This window comes from Bifidobacterium intestinale, from assembly GCF_023656765.1.
In the GTDB taxonomy this organism is placed as follows: domain Bacteria; phylum Actinomycetota; class Actinomycetes; order Actinomycetales; family Bifidobacteriaceae; genus Bifidobacterium; species Bifidobacterium hominis.
The window spans coordinates 42,195-57,821 of the sequence record NZ_JAMOKR010000002.1 but is presented as its reverse complement, the minus strand read 5'-3'; the positions used below and the strand labels follow the sequence as shown (position 1 = coordinate 57,821).

Genomic DNA, 15,627 nt, shown 5'->3' with positions numbered 1-15,627 from the left:
TTCCAACATCACCATACGACGAGAAATACGATGAGAAATACGATGAGAAAAACGATCAGAAGTCGGAGTTCATCATTTCGTCGTAGATGCGCTTGCAATCCGGGCATACCGGGAACTGCGAAGGATCACGCTTCGGCACCCACACCTTGCCGCACAACGCCACCACCGGTCGGCCGGTGCGACGGGACTCGGCAATGCGATCGCGCGACACATAATGTGCGAAACGATCCGCATCACCATTGCCGCCATCATCCAGCTTCGTCTCCTCTTCGGGACGTTCCAGCACCGCAGTGCCGGTACCAGCATCCGGATTGGAAAGCGGCGAGACCGGATCAGCCTCGTCAATGAAGCCGTCGCGATCCCCGAACATCGAAAATGCCATAATCAACTCCTCAAATACGCCGCAACCGCGGCACCACTGCCTCCATCATAGCCATGAAAACCCACATATTCGCCGACACTTCGCGTAATTTCACGCAACCGCGGTACGCTTGAGGCTATGACAATTGCAGTTTGCCCCGGGTCGTACGACCCAGTAACCGCCGGACATTTGGACGTCATCGAACGTTGCGCGCGTTTTTTCGATGAAGTGCATGTCGTGGTGGCGGTGAACGCGGCGAAAACACCGATGTTTTCCGAAGAGACCCGCGTTGAGATCATCCGTAAGGCGCTTGAAAAGCGGAATTGCCGCAATATCAAGGTTTCTTCAACAACCGGACTGATTACCGACTATTGCAAAAAGGTCGGCGCGACGGTTATTGTGAAGGGTCTTCGCCAGAATGGCGATTATGAGGCCGAGTTGGGTATGGCGTTGGTCAATCGCAAGCTTGCCGATGTGGAAACGCTGTTTTTGCCGGCGGCACCTGATTTGGAACATATTTCCAGTTCGATAGTGAAAGATGTGGCTCGCCACGGCGGCGATGTGACTGGCATGGTGCCCGATTGCGTGATTCCGCTGCTCGGCGAAGCGCTCAACAATGAAAAGAGGGCATGATGGGTGAAGAGACCACGGGCTACGATCCGCTTGCGGACGGCGTCGACGATGACACGACGTCGCAGCGACCGGTGATCGCCATGTCTGATTTGCCAGATTTGCGCACCACGTTCGACCCGGACGCGCCTTTGACGGATTCCGGCAATCTGAGCCGTGACGAGTTCACCACCGTGTATGACATCATCGACAAGCTCGAATCGGCGTTGGATGAGGCAAAACCGATACTGTTCTCCCCCGGCACCGTGCGCGTGGACCGTGACGAGTTCACCGAACAGCTCGACCAGTTGAAGAGAATGATGCCGGTGCAGCTGGAACGCGCCTCGGCATTGATGCGCGAATCGGAACGACGCTTGGAAAGCGCTCAGACGCAAGCCAACGTCATCGTGTCATCCGCGCAATCGCGTGCGGCCGACACTATACGTGAGGCCAACGAACAGGCGCAGTTCCTCGCCGGTCAGGAAAATGTGACCGAGATCGCACGGCAGAAGGCACGTGCTATTCTCGACCAGGCGCAAGCCAGGGCCGACCATCTCACGCAGGGAGCCGACAAGTACTGCACCACGGTGATGGAAACGCTGCAACAGCAGCTCGGCAAGCTTGGCAACGACGTGCAGGCGGGATTGAACGTACTGTATGATCGCCAGCGCGAAGCGAGCACGCATGTGCCGCATCTTGACGCAAACGACTATCCGGAAAGCTGAATGGAAGGCTGAACATGGCACGTATCGAAGATTCCCCGTGGGCGATTTCCGTGGCGCAGGTCGCTTCACGAGCCGGGCAAAGCAAGGAGATCGACGCGACTTTCCCCGCGCCGAGCGGCATCGGCGATGAGATCGTCGGCGTTGAAGAGGGTGCTGACGTTACTGTTGTCGGATCGTTTGATTCGATTGTTGACGGCTTGATTTTCAACGCCCGCATCAGCGCCCCCGTGCATGCGGAATGCACCCGTTGCCTGAAACCGATCAAGCGCGATTGGACGGTGAACGTCACCTCGTTCTTCCCCTATGAAGACAAGTCCGCAAACGTTGCATCCGGTAAGGGCGGCAAAAACGGCAAGGGCGGCGCCAAGGAAGAGGAAGTCGACATTATTGCCGGCGAAGACGAGTCGGAGGATTCGTATCCGCTGCTTGAAGGCGGCTCCTGGGCCGACATCGAGGCTTTACTGCGTGACACGTTGGTTGAGGAACTGCCGCTGCAGCCGTTGTGCAAACCGGATTGCTTGGGATTGTGCTCGCAGTGCGGCGCCGATTTGAACGAGGAACCGGACCATCATCATGATGTGACCGATATTCGTTTCGCCGCTTTGGAGGGGTTGAAGGCCCAGCTGAAAGGCAACGAATAAAGGCTCGGCCTAGTGCAACTAGGCGTCAGGCGGGATACGAGCAGGGTACAGGCAAGGCTGATTTTACTTGGTTTTTGCATGGGTTTCTGATCGAGTTTTGCAGTTTGTACGGAGCACAAGTTAAGATACTGAACGCTTAAGCTCAATCGTTCGAACGAAACAGAGGAAACACAATGGCACTGCCTAAGTACAAGACCTCGCGCGCGAATACTCATTCTCGCCGCGCAAACTGGAAGGCCAAGGCCGCCCAGACCGTTACCTGCCCGAACTGTGGCGCTCCGGCGCTGCCGCACATGGCCTGCCCGAGCTGCGGCGCCTACCGCGGCCGCGTGTACCGCGAGGCTGTCCGCTCCATCCACACCAAGTGAGTGGCTGCCGAGTAACGGCATAAAGCATGAGAACCCTGCCATCGACGGGTGGCAGGGTTTTTGCATATCTCAGGCCGGATTCAGGCTGAGAGCACGGCCATACCCGTCTCATTCCCATTCTTTTCCACTTGTCCCTTTCCGCTTGTCCCTTTCCTATTTCCTGCCCTGCTTCCGCCCTATTCCGCCTAGACGTGGGCAGAGAGTAAACTGAACGAGATCGTTGTTTGCATAGCAATCGGCCAGATTCGCTGGCATTTTGCCACGTACGCAACGTCCCGAAACCGTGCGGCGAGCTTCGCCGCCCCATACCCACTACGAAACCGAGGACGAATATGACCAAGAACAACATCGACGCATCAGCCGTTTCCGAAGGCGAGGTGACCGCCAACGCGCTGCTTGAGGCGCTTGGCACCACGCTCGAACCCGACCTGCTGGTCGAAGCGCTCACCCACCGCTCCTTCTCGCATGAGAATCCTGGCGCGAAAAACTACGAACGTTTGGAATTCCTCGGTGATGCCGTGCTTGAGCTCGTTTCCACGGAAACCCTCTACAAGGCGCACCCCGACATGAACGAGGGTCAGCTTGCGAAAATGCGAGCGAAAGCCGTTTCCGAGGAATCCCTAAGCAAAATCGCCCGCGAAAAGCTACATGCGGGCCCGTACATTCTGCTCGGTCATGGCGAAAGCGATCAGGGCGGCGCCGATAAAAGCTCGATTTTGTGCGATATCGTCGAATCGTTGATCGGTGCAACGTTCATTCAGCACGGCATTGACGAGGCACGTCGCGTTGTGCATCATCTTGTTGACGAAACGCTTGCGGAAGTCGCCACGGAAGGCCCTGCCCTCGATTGGAAAACCTCGCTTACCGTCAAAGCGCATGGAATGGGCTTCGGCGAGCCGCGCTACCAGATGTCGGTTTCCGGTCCGGAATATGCGCAAGTGTTCACCGCGAACGTCATGCTGGGCGAAAGCGACGAAATCATCAGCACCGGCACAGGCACCAGCAAACGCAAGGCGCAACTCGCCGCAGCTGAAGAAGGTTGGAAGGCGCTGGATAATCGCAAGTCTGAAGCACAAAACGTCCGTAAGCATCGCAAACATCATCACAAGCACGGCAACAACGGCAACGACAGCAACGACAATAAGTAGTCGCAAGCGGACAAAACAGCTACGAATCCACCCTCTCATACCACCGTGGAACGCAAAGCGCCAGAATATGGCACGAATCCGGCATATTCTCCTGTCAGCCGATAGCATAGACTGATTATTAGCGAAGGATTGCGATTCGCAAGTCGCCACAAGCGATTGCGCCGCTTTCCGATGATGGGGTTCGGCTGATTGCGTGCACCGAAACGCGGAAGCATACCCCTGTAAGAGAGTTCCACGAACGAACATGAGAGGGAACATGGTGTTACCTACGCCTCTGCAGGCATTCAGCGGCATGCCCAAAGCAGCCGCAACCACTGAAAAGCAGACCATTGTTGACGGCGAGAAGATGACCGGCGCCGAAGCGCTGGTACGTTCGCTGGAAGATCTGGGCGTCAAGGATGTTTTCGGCGTTCCAGGCGGTGCGATTCTGCCGGTTTACGATGCGATCAATGATGAGACCGGTTTCCGTTTTGTGCTGATGCGCCACGAACAGGCCGCAGGCCACGCGGCTGAAGGCTATGCCGTATCGACCGGCCAGGTCGGCGTGTGCATCGTCACGTCCGGCCCGGGCGCCACGAACATGATCACCCCGATCGCTGACGCGAACATGGATTCCGTGCCGATGGTGGTCATCACCGGCCAGGTCGGCGTGAACGCCATTGGTACCGACGCTTTCCAGGAAGCCGATATCGTCGGCGCAACCTACCCGGTGGTCAAGCATTCCTATCTGGTCACGCGTGCGCAGGATATTCCACGCGTGCTGGCTGAAGCGCACTATGTGGCACGTTCCGGCCGCCCCGGCCCGGTGGTGGTTGACGTCACCAAGACCGCGCAGACCGGCGATATGTACTATTCGTGGCCGCAGCGCATGATTCTGCCCGGCTACAACCCCACTACGAAAGCGCACGGCCGTGTGCTTTCCGACGCTGCGAAGCTGTTCGAGCAGTCGTACCGTCCAGTGCTGTATGTGGGCGGCGGTGCGGCACGTTCCGATGCCGGCAAGTTCGTGCAGGAACTGGCGGAAGTCACGAACGCTCCGATTGTCACTACGCTGCCCGCACGCGGTGTTGTGCCTGATTCCGATCCGCAGGTGCTCGGCATGCTTGGCATGCATGGCACGATTGCCGCTACCGGCGCCGTGCAGCGTTGCGATCTGCTTGTTGCGATCGGCGCTCGTTTCGACGATCGTGTGACCGGCAAGCTTGACGCTTTCGCTCCGGGTGCACGTGTGATTCACATTGATATCGATCCGGCGGAAATCGGCAAGAACCGTCAGCCGGACGTGCCGATTGTTGGCGATGTGGCAACCGTGCTGAAGGATCTCATTCCAGAAATCAAGCGCGAACAGGCTGTGCATGGCAAGCCTGACACTTCGCATTGGTGGGAAATCATCAATGATTGGCGTGAAAAGTACCCAATCAAGTGGGACGAGCCGACCGATGGTTCACTCGCCCCGCAGTGGGTCATCAAGCAGCTTTCCGACCTGGCTGATCCTGACACGATTTGGGTTACCGGTGTGGGCCAGCATCAGATGTGGGCCACGCAGCTCATCGATTTCGAGAAACCGCATTCTTGGCTGAGCTCCGGCGGCCTTGGCACCATGGGCTACGGACTGCCGGCCGCCATCGGCGCTCGTGTCGGTTCCGAACGTTTCCATGAGGGCGAAAAGCCGGTGTGGCTGATCGACGGCGACGGTTCCTTCCAGATGACGTCTGAAGAGCTGGCAGCCGCATTCCACGACCGCACGCCGGTCAAGATCGCGCTGCTGAACAATTCCGTATATGGCATGGTTCGCCAGTGGCAGACCCTGTTCTACGGCGAGCATTATTCCGCCACCAATCTGATGGATGGCGAGAATGCGCCGGAAATCGTGGATGTTCCTGATTTCGTGAAGCTTGCCGAAGCATATGGTTGCGTCGGCATGCGTGCGTTCACGGAAGAAGAAGCCGTCGAAGCGATCAAGAAAGCCAACGAAATCAACGATCGTCCGGTGCTTATCGACTTCCGCGTATGGAAGGACGCCATGGTGTGGCCGATGGTCGCAGCTGGCGATTCCAACGACAATGTCACGTATATGCCCGGAATCAAGCCGCTGCAGCGTCCGAATGCTGTTGCCGACAACGAGTAAACGAGTATCGGGTAAGTAGTAAGGAAGGGTCTACCAATGTATCCTGCATCTCAGCCGGGTTCCAAGCGCCATACGCTTTCTGTGCTCGTAGAGAATCGTCCGGGCGTGCTGGCGCGTATCGCTGGCCTGTTTGCCCGTCGTGCGTTCAACATCAACTCGCTGTCCGTCTCCCCCACCGAGCGCCCTGACATCTCGCGTGTCACGGTGACCGCCGATGTGGATGAAGTGCCGCTCGAGCAGATCATCAAGCAGCTTAACAAGCTGCTGCACGTGTTGAAAATCGTGGATTTGGATCCGGACACCACTGTGGAGCGCGAACTGGTGCTTATCAAGGTGGCTGCCGACGAATCCAACCGTTCCGACGTGCTTGAGATCGTTCGTCTGTTCCGCGTGCGCGTGGTCGATGTGAATCCGGAGTCGTTGACCATCGAGGCCACCGGTGCCGAAGGCAAGATCGATGCACTGCTGGGGCTTTTGGAGCATTACGGCGTTATCGAGCTGGTTCGTTCCGGTGCGGTCGCCGTGACGCGCGGCCCGAAGGCGCTGAGCGAAAAGGTGATCGGTTCCGAAATCACCGGCCGCTGATCCAATCAGCCTAATCACAAACCTACAGGGCTTCCCGTTTCAACGCGGGAAAGCCTTTTTTGTTGTTAAATCTGCGATATTTAGAAAATATCTGATTATTGGAGGCATGCCGGATGCAGTAGCATCTTTTGCGCAAAACAACAGTCTCATAGACGTTCGTCAGGCACAAGAAGATATCAAACAAGGTTCATCGAGCGCTTAATAATGTGTTGGCAGAGGAAAGTTATCACCTTCGCCAAGGATTAGTTTTCGGCCCCGGCAACATCGAAACCGACCTCAATATTACCTACTACCCCATCTACCTAATCGGCCAGTTTTGCAACAACTAGCCCAGTAGCATTCATCGTGATGTCACAAACTATGATGATGGCAGCACGACAGGGAGCGTTATGACTGAAATTATTCATGATGGTGCTCCTTTACTTCATATACGGAAACAACAAGATCCGTATTGCCGATATTGATAATGGACAATGAGGTGGCATCTGGGAAATTCCTCGCCGGAAGAGAGATCGTTTCTATTCCGTTAGGTGTACAGCCCTCCCTAGTGGTTAGGGTGTGTGGCTGTCCATCTTTGTAGAGAACAAACGAATAAGGAGCTTGTTCCTTCTGCTTACACATGGAGATGACATAATACATATTGCTGTCATCAACTGTTTTTGCAAACGAAATAGCATCATCGCCATGCACGGATTTCGCACCCAACTTGTTTACTAGAACCAGTTCTTCCGAATCATTAAGGTCATCGACGGCAACGCGGTCAAGAGCGTCCACAGTAAATGCTTTATATGCCTGTTTTGCGGCATCATCATTCTCGCTGCTGCTCTGTACGGAGCCATCACCAGAACTTTCATGTGCAGCTTTCGTGCAACCAACGCATGACCACAACAACAAGGTGGACAACAAGCAACAGGCGCTTCTTCGCATCACTTGATTCATAAGGCACCTCCATTGGTCTCTCCGACAAGAACAGCTAAGGTCTCCTGCAATAACAAGAATATGACATTGGCACATGGAATGCCACGCATCGCTGTCGCACGAATGGCCAGCATTCACCGGAAACGCTGGAGGAGCTACGCCGCCGCCACAACATGCACACCCTGTCCGGTAATTGGCGCGGGCGATACGAATGCTACTCGAGCTGTTCGGAAAGCTCCATCCATTCGAGTTCGAGTTCTTCGGACTCGTCGGTGACGGCTTGAAGCTGTTCGTTGAGCTTGCCTAAGCCCTCGTAGTCACTGGGGTCGTGCGCAGCCATTTGCTGTTCAAGATCGGCTTTCTGCTCTTCGAGTTTGGCGAGTTTACGCTCGATTGCCGATACGCGCTTGGAGGCTTCATGGAAGGCCTTGCCGGAAAGCTTCGGCGTAGAAGGCGCAGAAGATGCTTCAGCAGTTGCAGACCCACTTGCGGAGTTACCTGCGGTGCCTTCGGTTGTGGAACCGGCAACACCAGCCCCAGCGGAACCGCTCTTCTTGCCTTTGCCGGCACCTGCCTTTTCGCCCGCAAACGGATCCTTGCCGTTCTTGATTGCCTCAGTCATGTCCAGATAATCCTGCACGCCACCGGGCAGGTGACGCACTTTGCCGCCGATCAACGCGAACTGTTGGTCGGTCACGCGTTCCAGCAGGTAACGGTCGTGTGAAACCACGATCAGCGTGCCCGGCCACGTATCGAGCAGATCTTCCATAACTGCAAGCATGTCGGTGTCGAGATCGTTGCCGGGCTCATCCATGATGAGCACATTCGGCTCGTCCAGCAAAATCAGCAGCAGCTGCATACGGCGCTTCTGACCACCTGATAGGTCTTTGATCGGCGTCATCAGCTGCGCCGACTCGAATCCGAGACGCTCCATCATCTGCCCCGGCGTCGTTTCCTTACCGTCAACGATATAGCTCGGCTTATAACGGCTCAGCACTTCCTTGATCTTGTATTTACCGAGCTTCTCCAACTCGTCGAGACGCTGTGAAAGCACCGCGAATTTCACGGTTTTGCCGATATTCACATGACCTACAGTAGGGGTGATCGTGCCGTCAAGAATCTTCAATAACGTCGATTTTCCGGCACCGTTCGCGCCGACAATGCCAAAACGATCGCCAGGCCCGATCAGCCATGTCACGTCGTCAAGAATCTTACGACCGGTAACAGTAATTTTTTGTGCTGCAGAAGTAATTTCTCCTGCAGAATCATTATTGTTTTCTTGCGATCCCTGAATTTCCTGCGATTTTTGTGCAGCTGCAGCTACTTGCGCCGCTGCAACACCGGCATCCACCAATCGCGGATCAGTCAGATCATCGACGGCAACTTCCACGGAACCATGCACTTGCGGCTCGGCATACATGGCCGGCACCACATCGACGCGTGATGCCGACGCTTCCATTTCGGCAACATCAGGATCGATATCGGCTTCGCCTTGCACATGTTCGAAAATCTGCGTCACGTCGATCAGGTCAACCACCTGCTTGCCCAAGCGGGATGTGGCCATTTGCTTCAATTCCAGCGTATTGCGCACCGGAGGCACGTCGGCGATGAGCTCACGCGCGGCCTTCACATGGAATTTCTGCTTGGTGGAACGGGCGCGGGCGCCGCGGGTAAGCCATGCAAGTTCCTTACGAGCCAGATTGCGACGCTTCGTTTCGCGCACGTCGGCTTGGCGATCACGCTCCACACGCTGCAGCATGTATGCGGAATAGCCGCCTTCGAACGGCTCGATTTCGCCATCGTGCACCTCCCACATGGATTCGCACACTTCGTCGAGGAACCAACGGTCGTGGGTGACGAGCAGCAGTGCGCCGGATCCGGCCGACCAGCGGTTTTTCAAATGTTCCGCCAACCAGTGAATGGTCACCACGTCCAAATGGTTCGTGGGCTCGTCGAGCGCGAGAATATCCCAATCCTTGAGCAGCAGGCGTGCCAAATCGGCGCGGCGACGCTGACCGCCGGAAAGCGAACCGATTTTCGCTTCCAAGCTGATGCCGCCAAGCAATGCTTCGACGATTTCGCGCGACTTGGTTTCCGCAGCCCATTCGTAGTCTTCACGGCCTTCGAGCGCAGCTTCGCGCACGGTGGCATTGTCGTCGAGCGGATCACGCTGGTCGAGCATGCCGAACGTGAGCCCGCCGCGAATGGTCACGCGGCCGGAATCCGGCTCCTGCGTGCCTTTGAACAAATGCAACAACGTGGACTTGCCGTCGCCGTTCTTACCGACGATGCCGATGCGGTCGCCTTCAAAAACACCCTGCGTTACATCGTTGAAAATATTCTTGGTCGCAAAAGCAAGCGAAACGTGTTCAAGTCCCAAATCATAAGTCGGCATAAGTCACCAATGTAGCGGGAACATCTCCCAAACTTACAGTCAATGCCGCAACTTGCGAATCGCCGCCAGTGCTACGCAGCGATCGGAACCGCACGCAACTCGGCAATCAGCCTTGCTGCGCCTAAGCCAAACCCTGCCCATACGAATTGCAACGGGCGGCAAAACCTGAAAACACCTGATCCGCGAGCGGCTGCAATTGCGGATTATATTCGGCAAACGCCTCCCGCAACTGCGATTTCGACCCACCGGCAGCCTTCAAATCCTTGACCATGCTTGATTCGTCAAGCCACTCCTCCAACAAGGTAGGGGTAACCTCCAAGTGGAACTGCATGCCCAGAGCGGAACCAAAACGGAACGCCTGCACCTTAGTCTTCTCGGATCGCGCCAATGGTTGCGCGCCCTCCGGCAGCGTCACCACATCGTTATGCCAGTGCAGCACGTCCACGGTTTTGTTCCACATGGAAAAATAATCATGCTTGTCAATGCGTTTGATCGGCGCAAAACCGATTTCCGGCGCCTCTCCCGACTTGAGCTTTGCGCCCAGCGCGGTGGCGATGATCTGATGCCCCAGGCACACGCCCAACACCGGCTTGCCAACGCTGACCGCAGCCCGCGCAAGCTTGGCCTCGGCCTTCAATCCCGGATACTTGTCGTAGTCGAGCGCACCCATCGGACCGCCCATGATCACCACGCCGGAAACCTCGCCAAAATCAGGCAAATCCGGTTTCTTCTGATTGGCCACATTGATGATTTGATACTGCAGTCCCAAATCATCCAGACTGTCTAAAATGCGTCCCGGTTTCTCCCACGGAACGTGTTGCAAAATCAGCACCTGTGATTGCGTCATACGTTCTATTGTTGCATTACCTACGTAAACAATGTTCACAAATCCAACAAAAACCGTTTTGACGTTCATTTTTATCTCGCATGCATGTCCGATTCTGGCAATACTCTCGTGGTTATGACGAACACGCAAGAACCGCAGAATATCAACATTTCTAGCGTCGCAACCGCAGTTGACGCAGTGGCGAGCGCCGCTGCCGATCTGAAGCTGTACGACACCGCATCGCACGCCGTGTCGAATTTCAAGCCGATCAAGCCCGGTCAGGTCGGCATGTACGTGTGTGGCGCCACCGTGCAAAGCTCGCCGCATATCGGCCATATTCGTGCGGCTGTCGCGTTTGACGTGGTGCGCCGCTGGTTCGAGCGTTTGGGCTACAAGGTCACGTTCGTGCGCAATGTCACCGATATCGACGACAAGATTCTCGATAAGGCTTCGGCCGCCGGCCAGCAGTGGTGGGAACGTGCGTACATCTACGAGCGCGAGTTCACCGAGGCTTACAACACGTTGGGTGTTGAGCCGCCTACGTATGAGCCGCGTGCGACCGGCCACATGATCGACATGATCGATCTGATCAAGCAGATCATCGACAATGGCCACGGCTACGTGGTGACTGACGAGAACGGCAATCCTACCGGCAACGTGTATTTCGACGTTGCCAGCTGGCCGCACTATGGCGAGTTGACGCATCAGAAGCAGACCGCTGTGGCTGATGCTGCTTCCGAGGTGGCCGATGCCATGGGTCCGTCTGTCGACAATGCGGGCAACGACAAGTACAATCCGGTGGATCCTGCGGACATGTCGGAAGACAAGCATGATCCACGTGATTTCGCATTGTGGAAGGCTCCGAAGGATTCCGATCCGCTTGACGCGCGTTGGAACACTCCGTTCGGCACGGGTCGCCCGGGTTGGCATATTGAATGCTCGGCGATGAGCCACCGTTATTTGAAGGATATGTTCGACATTCATGGCGGCGGACTGGATTTGCGTTTCCCGCACCATGAGAACGAAATGGCGCAGACTCGCGCTGCCGGCTACGATTCGGCAGCTCGCTGGATGCATTCCGCGTGGGTTACAGCCAAGGGTGAGAAGATGTCGAAGTCGCTGGGCAACGGCTTGTCCGTTCCTGCGGTTTTGACTCAAAATTCCGCTTGGGTGGTGCGTTATGCGCTTGGTTCCGTACAGTATCGTTCCATGCTGGAATGGTCGGATCAAACGTTGGCCGAAGCGCAGTCCGCGTACGATCGTGTGTCGAATTTCATCGAACGTGCCGGTGCCGCTGTTGGCGAGCAGCCGTCTCGTGAGGAGATCGTTTCGATTTCCGCCGATGATCTGCCGGCTGATTTCGTTGCCGCGCTGAATGACGATATTAATGTTTCCGGCGCTTCCGCTGCGATTTTCACTGCGATTCGTTTCGGTAACACGTTGCTTTCGAAGCTTGCCGATCGTGTTGATTCGGATATTGCGAAAGGTGAAGTGCGTACTGTTTTGGTGAATGTGCGTGCGATGCTCGATACGCTTGGTCTGGATCCGTTGGCGGAACCGTGGGTAAGCGAGGGTGCGGCCGGCGGCACTGCCGGAGCTGGTGCCGATTCCGCTGAGCACACCGCGCTTGACCGCTTGGTTTCCGAACAGTTGGAAGAACGTGCCGAAGCCCGCAAGGCCAAGGATTTCGCCCGCGCCGACGCCATCCGTGACGCCTTGGGCGCCGCCGGAATCACCATCGAAGACACCCCCCAGGGTCCTACCTGGACCCTCAAATAATCCGCTGCATCATCAATGGGCGATAATCCCGTCTTCTTCTATTGGAAGAGACGGGATTTTCATTTCTCATGCAAATAACATCAAGCATCTCACCGAATATCAACTGAACATCATCAACACCATTAATTAGAATGCGAAATTTCCCGCGGGACGGCTAGACTGAGGAACATTATGGCAGCATTTAGTTCTTTGACAGATAGGCTCTCGACTGCGTTCAAGCATTTGAAGAGCAAAGGCAAGCTTTCCGAGGCTGATATCGACGGTACGATCCGCGAAATCCGCCGTGCGCTGCTCGACGCCGATGTGGCGCTCGACGTGGTGCGTTCCTTCACCGGCCGAATCCGCGAGCGTGCGCTCGGCACCGAGGTTTCCCAGGCACTGAATCCGGCCCAGCAGGTCGTGAAGATCGTCAACGAAGAGTTGACGGCCGTGCTTGGCGCTGGCGTTGACCGCCCGCTGAATTTTGCCAAGAATCCGCCGACCATCATCATGCTCGCCGGTCTTCAGGGTGCTGGTAAAACCACCCTCGCAGGCAAACTCGGCTACTGGTTGAAGGATTCCGGCCATACTCCGCTGTTGGTCGCAGCCGATTTGCAGCGTCCGAACGCAGTGACGCAGCTGCAGGTGGTTGGCGAGCGTGCAGGCGTACCCGTGTACGCTCCGGAAAAGGGTGTGCAGTCCGACGGTGGCGAAGCCGTCGCTTCCCCGGGTCTGACTACCGGCGATCCGGTGAAGGTGGCGCGTGACGCTGTTGCGTTGGCCAAGCAGAAGCTGTACGACACGGTCATCATCGATACCGCAGGCCGTCTCGGCGTTGACGAAGAGCTGATGAAGCAGGCTCGCGATATTCGCGATGCCGTGCAGCCGAACGAAATCCTGTTCGTAATCGACGCGATGATCGGTCAGGATGCCGTACAGACGGCGAAGGCGTTCGATGAGGGCGTGGACTTCACCGGCGTGGTGCTTTCGAAGCTTGATGGCGATGCCCGTGGCGGTGCCGCGCTTTCGGTCGCCTCCGTTACCGGCAAGCCGATTCTGTTCGCTTCCACTGGCGAAGGTCTGAAGGATTTCGAGGTTTTCCACCCGGATCGTATGGCTTCCCGTATTCTCGATATGGGCGATATTCTTACCCTGATCGAGCAGGCGCAGAAGCAGTTCGATGAGGAAGAGGCTCGTAAGGCCGCTGTCAAGATTTCCGATGGTTCCTTTGGTTTGGATGATTTCCTCGATCAGCTGCAGCAGGTGCGCAAGCTTGGTCCGATGAAGAATCTGCTTGGCATGATTCCGGGTATGGCTGCGCATCGTAAGGAACTTGAACAGTTCGATGAGAAGGAAATCGATCGTACTGAGGCCATTATTCGTTCGATGACTCCTGCGGAACGTCGTGACCCTTCGATTATTGACGGTTCTCGTCGCGCTCGTATTGCTTACGGTTCCGGCGTGACCGTTTCGCAGGTGAACGCGCTGTTGCAGCGTTTCGAGCAGGCTGCAAAGATGATGAAGCGTATGAGCAACAAAGTTGGCGCTGGCATGCCTGGCTTTGGCGGTCCTGCCATGGGCGGCGGCAAAGGCAAGGGCAAAGGCAAAAAGGGCAAGAAGAAGAGCAAGTCCGGAAATCCGATGAAGCGCGAGGCTGAAGAGAAGGCATTGCGCGACAAGCTTGCCGGTAAGAACTCCGACGGTAAGTCTTCCGGTGGTTCCGCTTTTGCCAAGAAGCCGCAGAATCCTGCGCTTCCTGCCGGATTGCAAGACATGATGGGCGATGCCGGTGAGCTGCCGCCGAACTTTGGTGGCGGACTGTCCGGCTTGCTGCACTAAAGCAAGCGGCACAAAAAACAGCAACGTAAAAAGGGGATGTGGTTCAATACGAATCACATCCCCTTTTGCGTACTCCAATCAGTTGTTTTCAACTGAATCGACTACCGCAAAATCGCCATTAACTGACTTCAAAGTCAGCGTGGCAACAAGCGCAAGATGATCGCTGCCTTCAACGCAGAACGAACGCACATCAGACGCGTCCAATCCCTTGGTGAAAAGCACATGATCGAGAATGATGCGCGGCCACGGCAGCCATGACGGGAACGTGGCATGACGGCCCTTCGCCTCGCACAAGGCAGCATCCTTGAATCCCGCCTCCAGCAGCTTGCGGAAGCTTGGATGATCGGTACCGGAATTCAAATCACCCAACACAACGGTGATATCGTCCCGCTTCTGCGTGGTCGCCAATTCCCCCAAGCCGATGATGCCCGCCGACCATTCCTTGCATCCACGCATCGGCGACTTCGGATGTGCGGAAACAAACGTGATGCCACGCATCGAATCGATCGGGAAGCACACACCCGGCACATCGGCCGCGGGAATCACCGCAGTGACCGGAGACATGTCGCTTGGTTCAATGCGAATCCACACACCATTGAATCCGCCATTATCCGTTTCCTTGTTCTCCCCCAACTGACGGTACGGAAGCAAATCAGACAATCCCGCAGCATCCAATTGCGCAACCAGATCGTCCGTCAATTCCTGCAATGCAAGTACCGCAATATCGTGCTTTTTGACCGCACTGACGATTGCCGCGGCGTTAGCGCGACCAAATCGGCAGTTCAACGTCATCACACGGAAACGGCCATGCCTCGCAGATTCCACAACAGCTTCATTGCCTGTTTCACGAGATGTTTCACGATTGTTCGCAAGTTTTTCGGCAACTCTCTGTGCAGTATTGGGAGAATTGAGATTTTCCATCCAATATGCGATTTTGCGCAGCAGCGACGCAAGACAGACCACCGCGGCGACTCCTCCGAGAGCCGGCTCATGCAACGCGAAACCGGCGACGGTAATCACAAGCGTCGGAATCCACAGCAACGGAATCAACGCAATCAGGTACGGCAACGGCAGATGACCATCCCAACCAGCCGGCATCTCACCAAGCGCAATCCACACAACGCAAATAATCAACGCAATCCAAAGCGCGATAATCATTCAGGCAACTCCCCCTATGCAAACCGTTCACTCCGAACGGACATACGCAAACTCGGAACCTCCAAGTGTAGCCAGCCTGCCTGATTCCGACGATTCCGTCATGTAGACCCACGCAAACATCTCACGAATGCCAGCAAATGTCCGATTCTGCCGATTCGGTCATTCAAA

At 56.0% G+C, this 15,627-nt stretch carries 13 protein-coding genes and 2 pseudogenes; 9 read left to right on the top strand and 6 right to left on the bottom strand.

Translation table 11 applies throughout. From position 1 onward, the window contains the following. Positions 1 to 55: 55 nt before the first annotated feature. Positions 56 to 382: a DUF3039 domain-containing protein gene (locus tag NBH13_RS03025; protein ID WP_180753358.1), complete on the bottom strand. Its 327-nt coding sequence runs from the start codon at positions 380 to 382 to the stop codon at positions 56 to 58. Between the two features lie 117 nt (positions 383 to 499). On the opposite strand from NBH13_RS03025, the gene coaD reads away from it, so the two are divergent. From coaD to ilvN, 7 genes are all read left to right on the top strand, one after another. Then, a complete protein-coding gene (gene coaD / locus NBH13_RS03020; RefSeq protein WP_039196906.1) occupies positions 500 to 994 on the top strand; it encodes a pantetheine-phosphate adenylyltransferase in 495 nt (164 codons plus the stop codon). After that, entirely contained in the window at positions 991 to 1,695 is a 705-nt protein-coding gene (locus NBH13_RS03015) for an ATP synthase subunit B family protein (protein WP_099571030.1), read from the top strand. The genes coaD and NBH13_RS03015 overlap by 4 nt, the downstream gene beginning before the upstream one ends. A gap of 14 nt (positions 1,696 to 1,709) precedes the next feature. After that, on the top strand, positions 1,710 to 2,336 hold the full coding sequence (locus NBH13_RS03010; protein ID WP_099571031.1) for a YceD family protein: 627 nt from the start codon (positions 1,710 to 1,712) through the stop codon (positions 2,334 to 2,336). 173 nt (positions 2,337 to 2,509) lie between these two features. Then, complete coding sequence (gene rpmF, locus NBH13_RS03005) at positions 2,510 to 2,704, top strand: 50S ribosomal protein L32 (RefSeq protein ID WP_004220165.1); 195 nt, start codon at positions 2,510 to 2,512, stop codon at positions 2,702 to 2,704. Between the two features lie 332 nt (positions 2,705 to 3,036). Further along, positions 3,037 to 3,852 carry a ribonuclease III gene (gene rnc, locus NBH13_RS03000; RefSeq protein ID WP_099571032.1) on the top strand — a complete coding sequence of 272 codons (816 nt, stop codon included), beginning with the start codon at positions 3,037 to 3,039 and terminating at the stop codon, positions 3,850 to 3,852. Between the two features lie 256 nt (positions 3,853 to 4,108). Next, the gene (locus tag NBH13_RS02995) at positions 4,109 to 5,980 is read left to right on the top strand and encodes an acetolactate synthase large subunit (protein ID WP_099571034.1); all 1,872 of its coding nucleotides are present in this window, start codon (positions 4,109 to 4,111) and stop codon (positions 5,978 to 5,980) included. Positions 5,981 to 6,016: 36 nt separating this feature from the next. Continuing rightward, on the top strand, positions 6,017 to 6,565 hold the full coding sequence (ilvN, locus tag NBH13_RS02990; RefSeq protein ID WP_144090212.1) for an acetolactate synthase small subunit: 549 nt from the start codon (positions 6,017 to 6,019) through the stop codon (positions 6,563 to 6,565). Between the two features lie 399 nt (positions 6,566 to 6,964). Here ilvN and NBH13_RS02985 read toward each other — a convergent pair whose 3' ends face one another. From NBH13_RS02985 to NBH13_RS02975, 4 genes and pseudogenes are all read right to left on the bottom strand, one after another. Beyond that, positions 6,965 to 7,504, bottom strand: a complete 540-nt coding sequence (locus tag NBH13_RS02985) for a hypothetical protein (RefSeq protein WP_099571036.1) — start codon at positions 7,502 to 7,504, stop codon at positions 6,965 to 6,967. Positions 7,505 to 7,697: 193 nt separating this feature from the next. Then, positions 7,698 to 8,738 (bottom strand): annotated as a pseudogene (locus tag NBH13_RS08755) (ATP-binding cassette domain-containing protein); the annotation flags it as partial. A gap of 81 nt (positions 8,739 to 8,819) precedes the next feature. Then, a pseudogene (locus NBH13_RS08750) lies at positions 8,820 to 9,878 on the bottom strand (ABC-F family ATP-binding cassette domain-containing protein); the annotation flags it as partial. A 121-nt stretch (positions 9,879 to 9,999) separates the two neighbouring features. Continuing rightward, entirely contained in the window at positions 10,000 to 10,725 is a 726-nt protein-coding gene (locus tag NBH13_RS02975; RefSeq protein WP_250778926.1) for a type 1 glutamine amidotransferase, read from the bottom strand. Between the two features lie 114 nt (positions 10,726 to 10,839). Here NBH13_RS02975 and cysS point away from each other — a divergent pair, with 114 nt between their 5' ends. Continuing rightward, positions 10,840 to 12,483 (top strand): cysteine--tRNA ligase, encoded by a 1,644-nt coding sequence (gene cysS / locus NBH13_RS02970; protein WP_250778924.1) that lies wholly within the window; start codon positions 10,840 to 10,842, stop codon positions 12,481 to 12,483. 171 nt (positions 12,484 to 12,654) lie between these two features. After that, entirely contained in the window at positions 12,655 to 14,301 is a 1,647-nt protein-coding gene (gene ffh / locus NBH13_RS02965; protein ID WP_250778922.1) for a signal recognition particle protein, read from the top strand. 78 nt (positions 14,302 to 14,379) lie between these two features. On the opposite strand, the gene NBH13_RS02960 is transcribed toward ffh, so the two are convergent. Further along, positions 14,380 to 15,459, bottom strand: a complete 1,080-nt coding sequence (locus NBH13_RS02960; protein WP_144090206.1) for an endonuclease/exonuclease/phosphatase family protein — start codon at positions 15,457 to 15,459, stop codon at positions 14,380 to 14,382. Positions 15,460 to 15,627: the final 168 nt, after the last annotated feature.